Genomic DNA, 16,744 nt, shown 5'->3' with positions numbered 1-16,744 from the left:
TCAGACGCCCTCCGCCGTAACGCCCATCGAACGGGCCGTGCCTGCAATGGTGCGAACCGCAGCGTCCAGATCGGCCGCCGTCAGGTCCTTGGTCTTCATCTTGGCGATTTCCTCGAGCTGGGCCCGGGTGATCTTGCCGACCTTGTCGGTGTGCGGCTTGGCCGAGCCCTTGTCGAGCTTGATGGCCTTCTTGATCAACACCGTCGCGGGCGGTGACTTCAGCTGGAAGGTGAAGCTCTTGTCCGCGAAGGCCGTGATCACGACCGGCAGCACGAGGCCGGGCTCCATCGACTGGGTCTGCGCGTTGAACGCCTTGCAGAACTCCATGATGTTGAGACCGCGCTGACCCAGCGCGGGACCGATCGGGGGCGATGGATTCGCCTTGCCCGCGGGAATCTGCAGCTTGATGAAGCCGACAATCTTCTTGGCCATGTATCTCTCCTAGGACCCCCGTCGCGGCCTGCGATGAGGGTTGAGTGCAAACGCCAGGGGCTGGTTACCCGGGCTCCTCACACCGATGTCACGTCACCGGCAGCAACGGATGGCGTTCGGCAGGCCTTGCGACGCACCACCCCGCCATCGGGGCTGTTGATCCAGAACCGCGTCAAACCTTCTCGACCTCGTGGAAGTCCAGTTCGACCGGTGTCGAACGGCCGAAGATCGTGACCGAGACGCGCACCTTGGACTTGTCGTAGTTGACTTCCTCGATCGCGCCGTTGAAGTCGGTGAACGGGCCTTCCTTGACACGCACCAGTTCGCCGACTTCCCACTCGACCTTGGGACGCGGCTTCTCGATGCCTTCTTGCATCTGGTGCACGATCTTCATCACCTCGGCTTCCGAGATCGGCGCCGGGCGGTTCTTCGCGCCCCCGACGAAACCGGTGACCTTGGAGGTGTGCTTCACCAGGTGCCAGGACTCGTCGTCCATCAGCATCTCGACCAGCACGTAACCAGGGAAAAAACGGCGCTGGGTGACGGCCTTCTTGCCGTTCTTCATCTCGACCACCTCTTCGGTGGGAACGAGAATGCGGCCGAACTTCGACTGCATGGCGGCGCGATCGATGCGCTCGCGCAGGTTGCGTTCCACCGCCTTCTCCATGCCGGAATAGGCGTGCACAACGTACCAGCGCAGCGGATTCGCGGGCGCCGCATCGGTGGTTGCCGGGGTCTGGACTTCGCTCATGTTCAACCTCGCGCCTCTCAGCGCCAACCCAGGATCAAGTCGTACAAGGCCCACTCCAGGGTCTTGTCGGTGAGCCACAGAAAGAGCGCCATCACGAACACGAAGGCGAACACGTAACCCGTCATCTGCATCGCTTCCTTGCGGCTCGGCCACACGACCTTGCGCAATTCGCGCACCGAGTCGCGCCCGAAGCCTGCCAGCGCCTTGCCCGGCTCGGCCGTGAAGAACACGGCGACGCCCGCCGCCGCCAGCAACAGCAAGGCGACCACGCGCAGCCACAAGTCCTGCTTGCCGAGCAAGTAGAACGCAGCGACCGCGCCGACGACGAGCAGGCCAGCAACGGCGAGCTTGGCCTTGTCAGCGCCGGTGGAAACGGTTTCGACGGTTGGGTTGTTCATCTTGCTTCTTGTTCGATCGCGACTGCGGCCGAGGCCTTTTCGTGCCGCGGGCCTTTCAGCAGCAAGGCCCGCGGGGTCGATTGACTCCCTGCGGGCCGCTGCGCCGGTGGTTGCGCTCGATTCGATCAGTGCCTGTTGAACTCCGACGGGTGGTGCGTGGCAGGGGCAGAGGGAATCGAACCCCCAACCTTCGGTTTTGGAGACCGACGCTCTGCCAATTGAGCTATACCCCTACGCAAACCCTTGAAACAATCACTCGAGAATTTTCGCGACGACGCCTGCGCCGACGGTGCGACCGCCCTCACGGATGGCGAAGCGCAGGCCTTCTTCCATGGCGATCGGGTTGATCAGCTTGACGGTGATGCTGACGTTGTCGCCCGGCATCACCATCTCCTTGTCCTTGGGCAACTCCACCGCGCCGGTCACGTCCGTCGTGCGGAAGTAGAACTGCGGGCGGTAGTTGTTGAAGAACGGCGTGTGGCGCCCGCCCTCTTCCTTGCTCAGCACGTAGATTTCGGCCGTGAAGTGGGTGTGCGGCTTGACCGACCCGGGCTTGCACAGCACCTGGCCGCGCTGCACGTCTTCGCGCTTGGTGCCGCGCAGCAAAATGCCCACGTTGTCGCCCGCCTGGCCCTGGTCGAGCAGCTTGCGGAACATCTCCACGCCGGTGCAGGTGGTCTTCTGGGTGGCGCTGATGCCGACGATTTCGATTTCTTCGCCAACTTTGACGATGCCGCGCTCGACGCGCCCGGTCACGACGGTGCCGCGCCCGGAGATGCTGAACACGTCTTCGACGGGCATCAGGAAGGCGCCGTCAACGGCTCGCTCGGGCGTGGGGATGTAGCTGTCCAGCGCGTCAGCGAGCTTGAGGATGGCCTGCTCGCCGAGTTCGCCCTTGTCGCCTTCCATGGCGAGCTTGGCCGACCCGTGGATGATGGGGGTGGTGTCGCCGGGGAAGTCGTACTTGTCGAGCAGCTCACGCACTTCCATCTCCACCAGCTCGAGGAGCTCGGCGTCGTCCACCATGTCGCACTTGTTCAGGAAGACGATGATGTAGGGTACGCCGACCTGGCGCGCCAGCAGGATGTGCTCGCGCGTTTGCGGCATCGGGCCGTCGGCCGCCGAGCACACCAGGATGGCGCCGTCCATCTGGGCGGCTCCGGTGATCATGTTCTTGACGTAGTCGGCGTGCCCGGGGCAGTCAACGTGCGCGTAGTGCCGGTTCTTGGTCTCGTATTCGACGTGCGCGGTGTTGATGGTGATGCCGCGCGCCTTCTCCTCCGGCGCCGCGTCGATCTGGTCGTACGCCTTCGCCTCCCCACCGAACAGCTTGCTCAGCACGGTCGTGATCGCCGCCGTCAGCGTCGTCTTCCCATGGTCCACGTGACCAATCGTCCCAACGTTCACGTGCGGCTTGGTCCGCTCAAATTTGCTTTTCGCCATCTCGATCTCCTGAAGGTCGCTGGTGACAGTTGCTTGAGAGTGCCTGCGAAGGTGGTGCCCATGGCGCGGATCGAACGCGCGACCTCTCCCTTACCAAGGGAGTGCTCTACCACTGAGCCACATGGGCATCGATACTGGTCTGCACCCGGCTCGACCGAGCCTCGGGCACACATCACTATCGACCCACCGAACCAACCACCACCGCCCGAAGGCCCGCAAACCCATGAACACCAACTGGAGCGGGAGACGGGAATCGAACCCGCGTCATTAGCTTGGAAGGCTAGGGTTCTACCATTGAACTACTCCCGCCCTGGGAGTCGCCGCCCTGACCGGCGCAGCCAGCATCACTCACTCGGTTTGCGGCCCCTGCGAGCCACGGCACACACAACTTCTCGACAGTCGCCCTGGTGGAGGAGGCTGGATTCGAACCAGCGTAGGCGTAAGCCAACAGATTTACAGTCTGCCCCCTTTAGCCACTCGGGCACCCCTCCGGGACGAGCCCGCGACTATATCACGCTGGCCGAGGCCTACAAGCTTGCCCCACTGCCGATCAGGCCCGGGAATCCGCCCCCAGCGACCAGTCGACCGGCCGTCCGGCGGCGGCCAGAAAATCCGCCGCCGCTGAGAAATGCCCGCAGCCGATGAACGGCACCGGTGGGCGACGGGCCGACAGCGGCGACGGATGGTTGGCCCTCCAGAGGCGATGCGGCCCGCCCGCCGCCGCGATCAGGCCGGCTTTGGCCTGCGCGTGCGCCCCCCAGAGCAGGAAGGCCACCGGCAAGGGCTGGGTCGCCACTGCGGAAATCAGCCTGTCAGTAAGCACTTCCCACCCGAATTTCGCATGACTGGCGGGCATCCCCTCTTCGACCGTCAGGCAGGTGTTGAGCAGCAGCACGCCGCGCCGCGCCCACGGCACCAGGCTGCCGGAGGCCGGTGGCGGCTGGCCGAGGTCGCGCTGCAATTCCTTGAAGAGATTGCCCAGACTCGGCGGCGGCCTGACCCCGGCCGGCACCGAGAACGCCAGGCCCTCGGCCTGGCCCGGTCCGTGGTAGGGATCCTGGCCGAGGATGACGGCGCGCACCGCCTCCAGCGGCGTCAGCGCCAGCGCCCGCAGCGGCTCGGGCGGATAGACGGGCACGCCCGCGCGCACCCGCGCGTCGACTCGCTCGATCAGCGCGTGGCCGGCCGGGCTGCAGCGAAAAGCTTCGGTGACAGGCCGCCACGCGCCGCTGACCGCATCGAAGGCACAGGCCAGCGGCACCGCAAGGTGCCCGGCATTCGGTGCCGGCAAGCGCGCCTCAGCCGAACAGCGCGGCCAGCGCGGCGCCCGGATCGGGTGCGCGCATGAAGGCCTCGCCGACCAGGAAGGCGTGGACGTTCGCGTCGCGCATGCGCAGCACGTCGGCCGGCGCGAGGATGCCGCTCTCGGTGACCAGCAGCCGCTCGGGCGGCACCCGCGGCAGCAAACCCAGCGTGGTGTCGAGCGTGACCTCGAAGGTCCGCAGGTTGCGGTTGTTGATGCCGACCAGCGGCGTCTTCAGGCACAAGGCGCGATCGAGCTCGGCGCCGTCGTGCACCTCGACCAGCACCGCCATGCCGAGCGACTGCGCCATGGCTTCCAGGTCGGCCATCTGCCCGTCGGCCAGGCAGGCGGCGATCAACAGGATGCAGTCGGCGCCCATCGCGCGCGCCTCGAACACCTGGTACTCGTCGACCATGAAGTCCTTGCGCAGCACCGGCAGCGGGCAGGCGGCCCGGGCCTGCTGCAGGCAGGCGGCGGCCCCCTGGAAGAAGCGCTCGTCGGTCAGCACCGACAGGCAGGCGGCGCCGTGCTGCGCGTAGCTCGCGGCGATCTCGGCCGGCACGAAGTGCTCGCGCAGCACGCCCTTGCTCGGGCTGGCCTTCTTGACCTCGGCGATCACCGCGGCCCGGCCCGCCGCGATCCGGCCTCGCAGGCCGCCGGCGAAGTCGCGCAAGTCCGCCCGTCGTTCGGCGGACTCGGCATCGGCGCGCAGCGACGCCAGCGAGCGCCGGCCCTTCGCGGCCGCGATCTCCTCGCGCTTGACCGCGACGATCTTCTCCAGGATGTCGCCGCCGCTCACGCCACCGCCCCCTTGAGCCGGCGCGTCGTCGCGACGAAGAGCTCCAGCGTCTTCGCGGCGGCACCCGAGGCCACCGCCTCGCGTGCCCTCAGCACACCGTCGGCCACCGAGTTCGCGACATCGGCCGCATACAGCGCCGCGCCGGCATTGAGCAGCACGATGTCGCGCACCGGGCCGTCCTCGTTGGCCAGCGCGCGGCGGATGCAGCCGACCGACTCGTCCTTGCTCGCGACCTTCAGCACGCGGGTGTCGTAGACCGGCAGGCCGAAGTCGCTGGGGTGCACGGTGTACTCGCGCACCTCGCCGTCCTTCAGCTCGCCGATCAGCGTCTCGCCCGACAGCGAGATCTCGTCCATGCCGTTCATGCCGTAGACCACCAGCACGTGGCGCGAGCCCAGGCGCTGCAGCACGCGCACCTGGATGCCGACCAGGTCGGGGTGGAACACGCCCATCAGTTGGTTCGGCGCGCCGGCCGGGTTGGTCAGCGGCCCGAGGATGTTGAAGATCGTGCGCACGCCGAGCTCCTTGCGCACCGGGCCGGCGTGCTTCATCGCCGGGTGGTGGTTGGGCGCGAACATGAAGCCGATGCCGGTCGCGGCCAGGCAGTCGGCCACCTGCGCCGGCGTGAGGTCGATGCTCGCGCCCAGCGCCTCCAGCACGTCGGCGCTGCCCGAGGTCGACGAGACGCTGCGCCCGCCGTGCTTGGCGACGCGCGCGCCGGCCGCCGCAGCGACGAACATCGCCGTGGTCGAGATGTTGAAGGTGTGCGCGGCATCGCCGCCGGTGCCGCACAGGTCGACCAGGTTCGCGGTGTCGGCCACCTGCACCGGGGTCGCGAACTCGCGCATCACGGTGGCCGCGGCGGCGATCTCGCCGATGGTTTCCTTCTTGACGCGCAGGCCGACCGCGAGGGCCGCGATCATCACCGGCGACATCTCGCCAGTCATGATGCGCCGCATCAGGTGCAGCATCTCGTCGTGGAAGATCTCGCGGTGCTCGATCGTCCGTTGCAGGGCGGCGGTGTCGGAAATCATTCAGCGCGCTCCGTCCAGGAAATTCTTCAGCATCGCATGGCCATGCTCGGTCAGGATCGACTCGGGGTGGAACTGCACCCCTTCGATCGGCAGCGTGCGGTGGCGCACGCCCATGATCTCGCCGTCGGCGGTGGTCGCGCTGACCGCCAGCTCAGCCGGCAGCGTCTCGCGCTCGATCGCCAGCGAGTGGTAGCGGATGACGTTGAAGCGCTCGGGCAGGTTCGTGAACACGCCATGCCGGTCGGTCGCGATCTCGCTCGCCTTGCCGTGCATCTGCACCTGCGCGCGCACGATGCGCCCGCCCAGCGCCGCGCCGATCGCCTGATGCCCCAGGCACACGCCGAGGATCGGCAGCTTGCCGGCGAAATGGCGGATCGCGTCGACGCAGATGCCGGCCTCGGCCGGCGAGCACGGCCCCGGCGACAGCACCAGCCGCTCGGGGCGCAGCGCCTCGATCCCGGCGAGCGTGATCTCGTCGTTGCGGAACACCTTGACCTCCTCGCCGAGCTCGGCGAAGTACTGCACCAGGTTGAAGGTGAAGGAATCGTAGTTGTCAATCATCAGCAACATGATCAGAACCCTTCTTCCACGAGTTCCGCCGCCCGCAGCACCGCTCGGGCCTTCGCCTCGGTTTCCTTCCACTCCAGCTCCGGCACCGAGTCGGCCACGATGCCCGCCGCGGCCTGCACATAGAGCACCTTGTCCTTGACGATGCCGGTGCGGATCGCGATCGCCACGTCCATGTCGCCCGCGAAGCTGAGGTAGCCGCAGGCGCCGCCGTAGATGCCGCGCTGCACCGGCTCGAGCTCGTCGATGATCTCCATCGCGCGGATCTTCGGCGCGCCGCTCAGCGTGCCGGCGGGGAAGGTGGCGCGCAGCACGTCCATGTTGGTCGTGCCCGGCTTCAGCAGGCCCTCGACGTTGCTGACGATGTGCATCACGTGCGAGTAACGCTCGACCGCGAAGGCCTCGGTCACCTTCACCGTGCCGGTCTGTGCGATGCGGCCGATGTCGTTGCGCGCCAGGTCGATCAGCATCAGGTGCTCGGCGCGCTCCTTCGGATCGGCCAGCAGCTCGGCCTCGACCTCGCGATCGCGCTCCGGCGTGGCGCCGCGCGGACGCGTGCCGGCCAGCGGGCGGATCGTGAGCTTCTGGCCTTCGGGCACCTGCTCGTGACGCACCAGGATCTCCGGCGAGGCGCCGACGATCTGGAAGTCACCCATGTCGTAGAAGTACATGTAGGGCGAGGGGTTCATCGAGCGCAGCGCGCGGTACAGCGACAGCGGACTCTCGGTGTAGCGCTTGCGCAGCCGCTGGCCGAACACGATCTGCATGCAGTCGCCCGCGGCGATGTATTCCTTGCAGCGCAACACCGCGGCCTCGTAGTCGGCCCGCGCGAACTCGCGCTCCACCGCGTGCGAGGCGCCGCGTTTCACGGCCGGGGCGGTGACGCTGTAGCGCAGCTGGTCGTTCAGCTCGGCCAGCCGCTTCTTGCCGCGGAAATAGGCCTCGGGCTGCGACGGGTCGGCATAGACGATCAGGTAGAGCCGGCCCGAGAGGTTGTCAATGACCGCCAGCTCCTCGCATTGCAGCAGCAGGATGTCGGGCGTGCCGATGCCGCCCTCGCGCCGGGCACCGGCCAGCTTGGGCTCCATGAAGCGCACCGCCTCGTAACCGAAGTAGCCGGCCAAGCCGCCGCAGAAGCGCGGGAGGCCAGGCCGCAGCGCGACCTTGAAGCGGCGCTGGTAGGCCTCGATGAAGTCCAGCGGGTTGCCGTGGTGCGTCTCGACCACCCGGCCGTCGGTCACCACCTCGCAGTGCTGGCCGGTGGCGCGCAGCAGCGTGCGCGCCGGCAGGCCGATGAAGGAGTAGCGCCCGAAGCGCTCGCCACCCACCACCGACTCGAGCAGGAAGCTCAAGGGCCGGCCACCGGCCAGCTTCAGGTACAGCGACAGCGGGGTTTCCAGGTCGGCGAGCGCCTCGCCGATCAGCGGAATGCGGTTGTGGCCCTGCTCGGCCAGGCTCTTGAATTCGAGTTCGGTGATCACGTCGGGGCCCTCCGTGGCCCAGGCCCACCCGGGAGCGGGCGGCCGCGCAAACAAGACATCGGGTGGCTGCGAGGACCGGCGTGAGGCCGGCCAGGTGCAGCGTCGCGGGTCAGCTGGCCCGGCGACGCCAGGGCCAGGCTCCCCGGTCGTGAGACCCCGTGATGTGCTTGCGCGACATGAACATGATTCGAGTCTAGCAGGCGTCAGGCGCCGGCATCAGGGCGTCGATCCGGTCGACGTAGCCGTCCGCGTCCGCATCACCCACCGGCTCGCCGTGGTTGTAGCCATAGGTCACCAGCACCACCGGGCAGCCGGCCGCGCGCGCCGCCTGCGCATCGTTGATCGAATCACCGACCATCAGCGTGCGCCCCGGCACCGTGCCGAGCGCCGCACAGGTCCGGATCAGCGGCAGCGGATCGGGCTTCTTGCGCTCGAAGGCGTCGCCACCGAACACGAAGGCGAAATACCGCGCCAGGCCCTTGCGCTCGAGCAGCGCCTGCGCGAAGGCCTGCGGCTTGTTCGTCAGGCAAGCCAGGCGCAGGCCCGCGTCGGCCAGGCGCCGCAGGCCCTCGGCGGCACCGGGAAAGACCGCGGCATGCTCGCCGTTGACCGCGGCGTAGTGGTGCTGGTAGCGGCCCCAGGCGTGTTCGTACCGCGCAACGGCACCGCCCACGTGGGCCAGCGTGCGGGCGATCAGATGCTCCGAGCCCTTGCCGACGGTACGCTCCACGAAAGCGCGGTCGACCGCCGGCAGCGCCAGGTCGGCCAGCGTGCGATTCAGCGCGACGACGAAGTCGCCGAGCGTGTCGACCAGGGTGCCGTCGAGATCGATGATCGCGGCTTGGAGGCCATCCGGCCCGGTTCGCAAAGGCGGCAAGAGACAGGTCCCGCACGGGTGAAGACAAGCGGCCATTGTGCGGGTCCGGTGGCTCGGGCGGGCATTCGGCACCGCCGACCCGTCCGGTCCGGCATGCACCTCGGCGGTGCCTGCAGCGGCGCTCCTGCGCGGCGGCACCGGCCACCGCGCCCGGGAGTGTTTCATTGCAGCGCAACATGGAGCAACCTGCCCGCTGTCCTACAGGGTCTTCTCCAGCATGAGTAACCGCCCGGAACGCGGCACATTGGATCTCGAAATCATTCAGTTCCGATGGTGGTGCCGTCATGAGCGCAGAAACCGCCCTGCAATTCCCTCCGATCGAGAAGCCCTACCTGGTGCTGCTGGAACCCGCGTCCGGCCGGGCCGCTGCGTATGACGCCCAGAACCGGCTGCTGACCGACCGTGCCAGTGAGCGGCTCGTGGCCTTCGCCCTCGAACGCCATGTGCACAGCGAGTACTGGGACGACCTGAAGGATCTGGCCGCGCCGCGCCAGCCGCCGAGCTGGGCACCGGGCGAGAACCTGAGCGGCTGCACGCTCTACTGGCTGCGCAACGGCTGGTCCAAGTTCCGCGACCTGCTCGACACGCCGGACGCGTGAGGCGGCCGGCGCCAGCCGCAAGTCCGCGTCAGGCCGCGAGCTGCACGCGCATCGCGTCGATCACCGCCTTGTAGTCCGGCTGCCCGAAGATCGCGCTGCCCGCGACGAAGGTGTCGGCACCGGCATCGGCCGCGGCGCGGATGTTGTCGGTCTTGATGCCGCCGTCCACTTCCAGGCGGATGTCGCGCCCGCTGGCGTCGATCAGCTTCCTCACGCGCTCCAGCTTCTTCAGCGTCGACGGGATGAAGCTCTGGCCGCCGAAGCCGGGGTTCACGCTCATCAGCAGCACCAAGTCGACCTTGTCGAGCACCCACTCCAGCACGTCGAGCGAGGCCGCCGGGTTGAACACCAGCCCGGCCTGGCAACCGGCATTCTTGATCAGCTGCAGCGTCCGGTCCACGTGGGTGCTGGCGTCGGGATGGAAACTGACGAGGTCGGCGCCGGCCTTCGCGAAGGCCTGCGCCAGCGCGTCGACCGGCTGCACCATCAGGTGCACGTCGATCGGCACGCGCGCGCCGGCCGCGGTGACCGCGTGCTGGCGCAGCGCTTCGCAGACCATCGGCCCGAAGGTCAGGTTGGGCACGTAGTGATTGTCCATCACGTCGAAATGGATCCAGTCGGCGCCGGCGGCGACGACGCTCTTCACCTCCTCGCCCAGGCGCGCGAAGTCGGCCGAGAGCAGGCTGGGGGCGATGCGGTAGGTCATGGCGAAGGACATGCAGCGGACATGGCCGGGATTCTAGGCAGCGTCCCTAGAATCCAGTGCATGGCACGCCCCGAGTTCACCGTCAGCGTCATCGCGCGCTACCTGCCCGAGCAATCGGCCCCCGAGCAGCAGGCCTACGCCTTCTCCTACTCGGTGACCATCGTCAACAGCGGCGACATCGCCGCGCAGCTGATCGGCCGCCACTGGCTGATCACCGACGCCAGCGGCGCGACCCAGGAGGTGCGCGGACTGGGCGTCGTCGGCCACCAGCCGCTGCTGCAGCCGGGCGAGCAGTTCGAGTACCAGAGCTGGGCCCGCATCGCCGCGCCGCGCGGGCAGATGCGGGGCAGCTATTTCTGCATGAGTGCCGAGGCGCAGGCCTTCGAAGCCGTGATCCCGGCGTTCGAGCTGTCGCAGCACTCGGCGCTGCATTGAGCCCACCGCGCTTGGACAAGCCCGGCTGGTGGCGCAGGTTCTCCGGCCGGCGCGGCTGGGACCTCACCGCGCTGCTCAACGCCGCCGACCCGCGTGCCTCGATGCCAGAGCGCCATCTGTGGCTGGTGCGGCTGCTCGAGTGGCTGCGTCACGCCGCACGCGCGCGCGAAGAGTTGGCGGGCGACGGCGCCGAGGCCAGCCCGGAAGGCAGCTTGCTGCCGCTGCGGCGCCTCAGGCACCTGCTCAACGTGCTCGAACGCCACCCCGAGCACCGCGCCAATGTGGTCGGCCTGCTGCGTGCCTTTCGCAGCGAGATCGACACCGCCGCGCTGCTGGCCGACTTCGGCTTCGCCCAGCGCGTCGCGGTGTTCAGCGAGTTCGGCGACCGGCTGCGCTCGCGCTTCCTGCCGGCCACGCCGGCCACCGACGACCTGGCCAAGCTGTTCGGGCTGCTGTTCAGCGAAGCGCGCGACGCCGAATGGCTGGCCGCGATCGACGACGCCACGCTGGCGCGCATCGCCGCGCTGTTCTCCGAGGCCCGGCCCGTGGCCGAGCCGCCGCTCGGCTGGCGGGCGCCGTTCTTCGACGCGCTGCTGATCCTGGCCTCGCAGGTCGGCGCCACCGGCGCCACCGGCGCGGTGCGCCAGCGCATGAGCGCCGAGCTGCTGGTCGACAAGCCCTTTCGCCAGCTGCTGCGTGCGGCCGAGCGGCTGTGCGACGCGGCCGAGACCGGCGACGATGCCGCACTGCTGCGCGAGTCGCAGTACCTGCGCGCGCTGCTCGACGCCTGCCGGCGCGCCGCCGCCAGCGTGAGCGGCCACCTCGAAGAGCACGGCGTGTCGGTCGACCTGGTGTTCCAGGTCGACCAGTTGCGCGCCCGCACCGTGCGCATCGAGGCGCTGCTCGCCTGTGCGCTGGCACCGGCCGGCTCGCGCGAGCGCGAGATCGTGCACCTGCTCGCCGGCCTGGCGCGCGTGTCGTGCGAGCGCAGCAGCGTCCGCGCGCTGTTCGCGCGCCAGTACTCGATGCTGGCGCGCAAGGTGGCCGAGCGCAGCGCCGAGACCGGCGAGCACTACATCACCCGCACCCGCGGCGAATGGTGGGCGATGCTGCGCAAGGCGCTGGGTGGCGGCGCGGTGCTGGCCGGCACCACCTTCATGAAGTTCTTCGTGCTCGCGCTCGGGCTGTCGGCGTTCTGGGCCGGCTTCGGCGCCGGCCTCAACTACGCGGCGAGCTTCGTGCTGATCTACCTGCTGCACTGGACCGTGGCCACCAAGCAGCCGGCGATGACCGCGCCGGCCATGGCCGCGAAGCTCGGCGACGTCGGCAACGATGCGGCGGTCGAGGACTTCGTCGACGAGGTCGCGCACCTGATCCGCTCGCAGACCGCCGGCATCGTCGGCAACCTGGCGATGGTCGCGCCGGTGGTGCTGGGCGTGCAGTGGCTGGCGAAGCAGGCCTTCGGCGCGCCGCTGGTCGGCCCGGTCGATGCGGCCCATGTGCTGCACAGCCTCACGCTGCTCGGGCCGACGCCGTTCTACGCGGCCTTCACCGGCGTGCTGCTGTTCGCCTCCAGCCTGTTCGGCGGCTGGGCCGAGAACTGGTTCGTGCTGCACCAGCTCGACAGCGCGATCCGCTGGAACCCGCGCATCCTGGCGCGCCTGGGCGCGCCGCGCGCCGAGCGCTGGTCGCGCTGGTGGCGCGCCCACATCTCGGGCCTGGTGGCCAACGTCTCGCTCGGCCTGATGCTGGGCATCGTGCCGGTGCTCGCGACCTTCTTCGCGCTGCCGCTGGACGTGCGGCACGTGACGCTGTCGACCGGGCAGCTCGCTGCGGCGCTCGGCGCGCTCGGGATGCAGGCGCTGCGGGAGCCGGCGTTCTGGTGGTGCGTCGCGGCGATCCCGCTGACCGGTGCGCTGAACCTCGGCGTGAGCTTCTGGCTGGCCTTCAAGGTGGCGATGCGCTCGCGTGGCATCCGCGTCGCCGACCGCTCGCGCATCTACGCGGCGCTGCGGCAACGCCTGCGCACGCGCTTCCTCAGCTTCCTGCTGCCACCGCGCAGCGCAGCGCGCGCCGGCGGCGCGCCGGATGCTGCGTGATCGTCAGGCCGGTGGTGGAACGGGTGGGTCACCGGGCGCGTGCTGCGACGCGTCGTCCGGCGCACGTGCGGCGCGCTCGCCGCCGCGGCGGCCCGAGAACATCGTCCACCAGACGATGAAGACCAGGCAGGCCAATGCGGCCAATGCCTCCAGCAGAAGGAGTCCCATGTTCGTGAAGAAGATCCTGGCGCCACGGTGGCTGTTGGTCGGGATGGTAGGCGTCCTCGCCGCCTGCAGCACGCCCATGCCGCCCGGCCCGCTCCCGGCCCCGGCGAGGTCGGGGCCGGGAGCCCCTGCGGGTCCCGCCGGCCCTTCCATCGTGCGCGAGAGCGCCCGCTGGCAGCCCGTGCCCTGGAGCGACCTGCCCGGCTGGGAAGCCGACGCCACGGCGCGCGCCTGGCCCGCGCTGCTGGCCGGCTGCGGCAAGCCCGCCGCGGGCTGGGCCGCGGCGTGCGCCAGCGCTCGTGCGCTGCAAGCGCCGGACGATGCCCGCGTGCGCGCCTGGCTGCAGCGCACGCTGCAGCCCTACCGCGTCACTGCACTCGACGGCAGCGCCGAAGGCCTGGCGACCGGCTACTTCGAGCCGCTGGTTGCCGCCTCGCGCCAGCGCAGCAGGACCCACGGCGTGCCGCTCTACGCCGCGCCGCCCGGGCTGGCGCAGCGCAAGCCCTGGTACACCCGCAGCGAGATCGAGACCCTGCCCGCGGCACGCGCGGCGCTCAAGGGCCGCGAGATCGCCTGGGTCGCCGACCCGCTGGACGCGCTGCTGCTGCAGGTGCAGGGCTCCGGCCGCCTCGCGATCACCGAGGCCGACGGCCGCAAGCAGACCGTGCGCCTGGCCTACGGCGGCCACAACGACCAGCCCTACCAATCGGTCGGCCGCTGGCTGGTCGAACGCGGCGCGTTCACGCTGGAGCAGGCCTCGTGGCCGGCGATCAAGGCATGGGCGCGCGCCAACCCGGGCCGGGTGCCCGAGATGCTGGCCGCGAACCCGCGCTATGTGTTCTTCCGCGAGGAGCCGCTGCCCGACCCGACCATCGGCGCGGTCGGCGCCCAGGGCGTGCCGCTGACGCCGGGCCGCTCGATCGCTGTCGATCCGCGCGCCGTGCCCTACGGCACGCCGGTGTGGCTGGACACCACCGAGCCGCAGCCCTGGAGCCCCACCCCGCCGCCGCCGCGGCCCCTGCAGCGGCTGGTGCTCGCACAGGACACCGGCAGCGCCATCAGCGGTGCCGTGCGCGCCGACTACTACTGGGGCTGGGCCGAAGGCGCCGAGGACCGCGCCGGCCGCATGAAGCAGCCACTGCGGATGTGGGTGCTGTGGCCCGTCACGCGCTGAGGCCGCCGTCGGCGACCGGTGCACGCCGCTTGCGCGTCAGCACGTCGGCCAGGCGGGCGCCGTCGCCGGCACGGCGCACTTCGCACCAGTGCGACAGCTCGTCGCGCGACTCCTGCACGCCGCGCAGCAGCACCGTCAGCGATTCGCCGACATTGACGTTGCCGTAGAACGCCAGTTCGCGCTCCGCCAGCACCGGCAGCGCCGCCGTGCCGAACCACGCCCATTCGGCCCGGTCGACGATGGCCTGGAAGCTCGCGAAGTACAGCAGATCGGCGCCGTTGAAGTCGTTGTGCGGGCAGGGCGTGAACCGGAACTCGCGCAGCGCCGCGCCGCGCTGCGCCTCCAGGCCGAAGCCCGGTTGCCATTGCCCGCTGCGCAGGGCCCGGCCCCGCTCGGCCAGCTGCAGGGCGCAGGCGGCCAGCGCGGCCTGGTCGTCGTCGGTCTCGGCCTCGGCGCCCGGCGCCAGCGCGGCGCGGACCACGCTGCGGTTGTCGCCGGCGCGCTCGCGCCGCACGAAGGTCGACAGCATCTCGACCCGCGCATGCCTGCCGCCGCGCCCCCGCAGTTCGTGCAAGCCGAAATGCTGCGAGCGCCCGACCGGCAGGCAGCGCGAGACGACGCGCAGGCTGTCGTTCTCTGCCACCCGGTCCAGCCGCGCATGGCGGATGCGCACGGTGGTGAACGCCGCGTAGGCCTTGTTGCCCGCAGCGTCGCGGAAGTCGGGCCGCTCGCGGCCCTGCCGCCGGGCCAGCGCGAGCCAGTGCTGATGGCCGCATTCCTTCAGCAGCCAGTTCTCCGACAGGCCCGTCGGGCACAGCTGCGGCATGCCAGCGACGAAGCGCCCGGACTGCAGCGCGCGCTGCGGCGCGGTCGTCGTCACGACAGCAAGGGCTCGGCCATCTCGCGTGCAGCGATCGCCGCCGCGACCGGCGAGCGCGCCTCGATCTGCTCGGCCAGGTAGAGCGCGTCGCGCGCCACGCCCGAGAAGCGGCCCGAGCCCCAGGTGTGCAGCCAGGGCAGGCCGATGAAGTAGAGCCCCGGCAGCGCGGTCACGCCGCGCACGTGGCCGGGCTGCCCGCGACCGTTGAACACCGGCGCGTCGAGCCAGCTGAAGTCGGGCGAGAAGCCGATGCACCAGATGACCGCGCCGATGCCGGACTCGCGCAGCGACAGCCGCGTGCGCTCGGCCGCCGGCTCCCACACCGGCCGGTAGGCCGACGGCGGCGGCGCGGCGAGGCCGGCCTTCTCGATGTGCTTGTCGATCGCGGCGTTGATGCCGTTGTAGATGCGGTCGGCGTGGTCGAGGTTGGCGCGCAGGTCGGGGTTGAAGTGCAGCGTGTCGCCCTCCAGGCCGGTCAGCAGCCCGTAGAGCTCCATGCCCTCGCTGGCGAACTTGCGCAGGTCGATGTCGCGCCCGCCGTCGCGGCCGGTGACGTAGTGGTTGGTGTTGTCGCGCACGCCCTCGCGCAGCGGGTGCTCGTGCACCGGCATGTCGTAGTAGCCCATGTCGGCCAGCCAGTCCACCACGTCCTTGCCGCGGTAGAAGCGCGCGCAGCGCGGCGCGTCGCCGGTCGCCATCACCACCTCGCGGCCGGCGAGGTGCAGGTCCTCGGCGATCTGCGCCCCCGACTGGCCGTTGCCCACCACCAGCACCTTGCCGGGCGGCAGGGCCTGCGCATTGCGGTACTGCTCGGAGTGGATCTGCAGCAGCTCGCGCGGCAGCCGCTCGGCCAGCCGCGGGATGATGGGCTGGTGGTAGCCGCCCGAGGCCACCACCACCTGGTCGGCGCTGTAGTGGCCCTGCGAGGTGGCGATCTCGAAACCGCCGCCGGCGCGCGGCGCGGCGCGCTGCACCGTCAGGCCGCTGCGCACCGGCGCGTCCACATGCTTCACGAAGCCGTCGAGGTACTCGATGATCTCGTCCTTCTTCATGAAACCGTGCGGGTCGGGCCCGGCGTACTCCCAGCCCGGCAGCTTGCATTGCCAGTTGGGCGTGACGAGGCAGAAGCTGTCCCAGCGCTGCGTGCGCCAGGCGTGCAGCGGCGAGCGCTTCTCGAGCACGACGTGGTCGATGCCGCGCTGCTTCAGGTAATAGCTCAGCGACAGGCCGGCCTGGCCGCCGCCGACGATGGCGACGCTGTGGTGTTCTGCGGTGGGGTTCATGGCGTAGGTCCTTCTTGCTCGGATCAGGCTTCGTCGAAGCGCAGCACTTCCACCTCGGCCTGCGCGTCGAAGCGCTCGGCGGTGGCCTCGATCTGCGCCAGCTGGTCCATCGCCATCGAGCAGGCGTAGCCGAACTTGGCGCGCACACGCTCGGAAGCGATGTGCAGCGCCTCGCGGCTGCGGGCCAGGAAGTCCGGCAGCGGGTAGGTGCTGCCGGGGACGAGGTAGTCCTTGATCACCAGCGACGGCGAGTAGCAGCGCGTCTCGCTGCGGTCGGGCCAGCGCAGGTGGAAATGCATCGCGGGCATGGGGCAAATC

19 protein-coding genes and 4 tRNA genes are annotated in these 16,744 nt (G+C 69.9%); 4 read left to right on the top strand and 19 right to left on the bottom strand.

Annotation, left to right across the window (positions count from 1 at the left end; translation table 11 throughout):
• From rplK to gph, 14 genes are all read right to left on the bottom strand, one after another.
• Complete coding sequence (rplK, locus tag ACQY9S_RS18940) at positions 1 to 432, bottom strand: 50S ribosomal protein L11 (RefSeq protein WP_428421846.1); 432 nt, start codon at positions 430 to 432, stop codon at positions 1 to 3.
• A gap of 172 nt (positions 433 to 604) precedes the next feature.
• Positions 605 to 1,183, bottom strand: coding sequence for a transcription termination/antitermination protein NusG (nusG, locus tag ACQY9S_RS18935; protein ID WP_428421844.1), 579 nt, complete (start codon positions 1,181 to 1,183; stop codon positions 605 to 607).
• A gap of 17 nt (positions 1,184 to 1,200) precedes the next feature.
• Positions 1,201 to 1,581, bottom strand: coding sequence for a preprotein translocase subunit SecE (gene secE / locus ACQY9S_RS18930; RefSeq protein WP_428421842.1), 381 nt, complete (start codon positions 1,579 to 1,581; stop codon positions 1,201 to 1,203).
• Positions 1,582 to 1,738: 157 nt separating this feature from the next.
• Positions 1,739 to 1,814, bottom strand: a tRNA-Trp gene (locus ACQY9S_RS18925).
• Positions 1,815 to 1,833: 19 nt separating this feature from the next.
• Positions 1,834 to 3,024 (bottom strand): elongation factor Tu, encoded by a 1,191-nt coding sequence (tuf, locus tag ACQY9S_RS18920; protein WP_428421841.1) that lies wholly within the window; start codon positions 3,022 to 3,024, stop codon positions 1,834 to 1,836.
• Between the two features lie 52 nt (positions 3,025 to 3,076).
• Positions 3,077 to 3,151: transfer RNA gene (locus tag ACQY9S_RS18915), tRNA-Thr, on the bottom strand.
• A gap of 108 nt (positions 3,152 to 3,259) precedes the next feature.
• Positions 3,260 to 3,333, bottom strand: a tRNA-Gly gene (locus ACQY9S_RS18910).
• A 96-nt stretch (positions 3,334 to 3,429) separates the two neighbouring features.
• Positions 3,430 to 3,515, bottom strand: a tRNA-Tyr gene (locus ACQY9S_RS18905).
• A gap of 59 nt (positions 3,516 to 3,574) precedes the next feature.
• Positions 3,575 to 4,285, bottom strand: a complete 711-nt coding sequence (locus ACQY9S_RS18900; protein WP_428421840.1) for a uracil-DNA glycosylase — start codon at positions 4,283 to 4,285, stop codon at positions 3,575 to 3,577.
• A gap of 37 nt (positions 4,286 to 4,322) precedes the next feature.
• The gene (gene trpC, locus ACQY9S_RS18895) at positions 4,323 to 5,126 is read right to left on the bottom strand and encodes an indole-3-glycerol phosphate synthase TrpC (RefSeq protein ID WP_428421839.1); all 804 of its coding nucleotides are present in this window, start codon (positions 5,124 to 5,126) and stop codon (positions 4,323 to 4,325) included.
• Positions 5,123 to 6,160 carry an anthranilate phosphoribosyltransferase gene (gene trpD / locus ACQY9S_RS18890; RefSeq protein ID WP_428421837.1) on the bottom strand — a complete coding sequence of 346 codons (1,038 nt, stop codon included), beginning with the start codon at positions 6,158 to 6,160 and terminating at the stop codon, positions 5,123 to 5,125. The genes trpC and trpD overlap by 4 nt, the downstream gene beginning before the upstream one ends.
• Complete coding sequence (locus tag ACQY9S_RS18885; RefSeq protein ID WP_428421835.1) at positions 6,161 to 6,730, bottom strand: anthranilate synthase component II; 570 nt, start codon at positions 6,728 to 6,730, stop codon at positions 6,161 to 6,163. It abuts the gene before it with no gap.
• Positions 6,731 to 6,732: 2 nt separating this feature from the next.
• Positions 6,733 to 8,208: an anthranilate synthase component I gene (trpE, locus tag ACQY9S_RS18880; protein ID WP_428421834.1), complete on the bottom strand. Its 1,476-nt coding sequence runs from the start codon at positions 8,206 to 8,208 to the stop codon at positions 6,733 to 6,735.
• A 193-nt stretch (positions 8,209 to 8,401) separates the two neighbouring features.
• Positions 8,402 to 9,085, bottom strand: coding sequence for a phosphoglycolate phosphatase (gene gph, locus ACQY9S_RS18875; protein WP_428421832.1), 684 nt, complete (start codon positions 9,083 to 9,085; stop codon positions 8,402 to 8,404).
• A 284-nt stretch (positions 9,086 to 9,369) separates the two neighbouring features.
• Between gph and ACQY9S_RS18870 the strand changes: the two genes are divergently transcribed.
• Positions 9,370 to 9,684: a hypothetical protein gene (locus ACQY9S_RS18870; protein ID WP_428421831.1), complete on the top strand. Its 315-nt coding sequence runs from the start codon at positions 9,370 to 9,372 to the stop codon at positions 9,682 to 9,684.
• A 28-nt stretch (positions 9,685 to 9,712) separates the two neighbouring features.
• Here the strand turns inward: ACQY9S_RS18870 and rpe are convergent, their stop codons facing one another.
• Positions 9,713 to 10,390: a ribulose-phosphate 3-epimerase gene (rpe, locus tag ACQY9S_RS18865; RefSeq protein ID WP_428425822.1), complete on the bottom strand. Its 678-nt coding sequence runs from the start codon at positions 10,388 to 10,390 to the stop codon at positions 9,713 to 9,715.
• Between the two features lie 60 nt (positions 10,391 to 10,450).
• Between rpe and apaG the strand changes: the two genes are divergently transcribed.
• Positions 10,451 to 10,825, top strand: coding sequence for a Co2+/Mg2+ efflux protein ApaG (gene apaG, locus ACQY9S_RS18860; protein WP_428421829.1), 375 nt, complete (start codon positions 10,451 to 10,453; stop codon positions 10,823 to 10,825).
• 101 nt (positions 10,826 to 10,926) lie between these two features.
• Positions 10,927 to 12,924, top strand: coding sequence for a site-specific recombinase (locus tag ACQY9S_RS18855; RefSeq protein ID WP_428425820.1), 1,998 nt, complete (start codon positions 10,927 to 10,929; stop codon positions 12,922 to 12,924).
• Positions 12,925 to 12,927: 3 nt separating this feature from the next.
• Here the strand turns inward: ACQY9S_RS18855 and ACQY9S_RS18850 are convergent, their stop codons facing one another.
• Positions 12,928 to 13,092 (bottom strand): hypothetical protein, encoded by a 165-nt coding sequence (locus ACQY9S_RS18850; protein ID WP_428421828.1) that lies wholly within the window; start codon positions 13,090 to 13,092, stop codon positions 12,928 to 12,930.
• Here ACQY9S_RS18850 and mltA point away from each other — a divergent pair.
• Positions 13,040 to 14,263, top strand: coding sequence for a murein transglycosylase A (mltA, locus tag ACQY9S_RS18845; RefSeq protein WP_428421826.1), 1,224 nt, complete (start codon positions 13,040 to 13,042; stop codon positions 14,261 to 14,263). The two genes, ACQY9S_RS18850 and mltA, sit on opposite strands and share 53 nt — an antisense overlap.
• On the opposite strand, the gene ACQY9S_RS18840 is transcribed toward mltA, so the two are convergent.
• The 3 genes from ACQY9S_RS18840 to ACQY9S_RS18830 are packed head-to-tail and all read right to left on the bottom strand — an operon-like array spanning position 14,253 to position 16,734.
• Positions 14,253 to 15,143, bottom strand: coding sequence for a Pnap_2097 family protein (locus ACQY9S_RS18840; protein ID WP_428421824.1), 891 nt, complete (start codon positions 15,141 to 15,143; stop codon positions 14,253 to 14,255). The genes mltA and ACQY9S_RS18840 overlap by 11 nt on opposite strands.
• Entirely contained in the window at positions 15,140 to 16,426 is a 1,287-nt protein-coding gene (locus tag ACQY9S_RS18835; RefSeq protein WP_428421823.1) for an MSMEG_0569 family flavin-dependent oxidoreductase, read from the bottom strand. Before ACQY9S_RS18835 ends, ACQY9S_RS18840 begins: the two co-directional genes overlap by 4 nt.
• Before the next feature lie 23 nt (positions 16,427 to 16,449).
• A complete protein-coding gene (locus ACQY9S_RS18830; RefSeq protein WP_428421821.1) occupies positions 16,450 to 16,734 on the bottom strand; it encodes an MSMEG_0570 family nitrogen starvation response protein in 285 nt (94 codons plus the stop codon).
• Between the last annotated feature and the right edge of the window lie 10 nt (positions 16,735 to 16,744).

Origin of the sequence: Methylibium sp. (assembly GCF_965279545.1) — a bacterium.
GTDB lineage: Bacteria > Pseudomonadota > Gammaproteobacteria > Burkholderiales > Burkholderiaceae_C > Methylibium.
The sequence above is the reverse complement of the archived record's forward strand: the minus strand, read 5'-3'. Positions and strand labels throughout refer to the sequence as shown.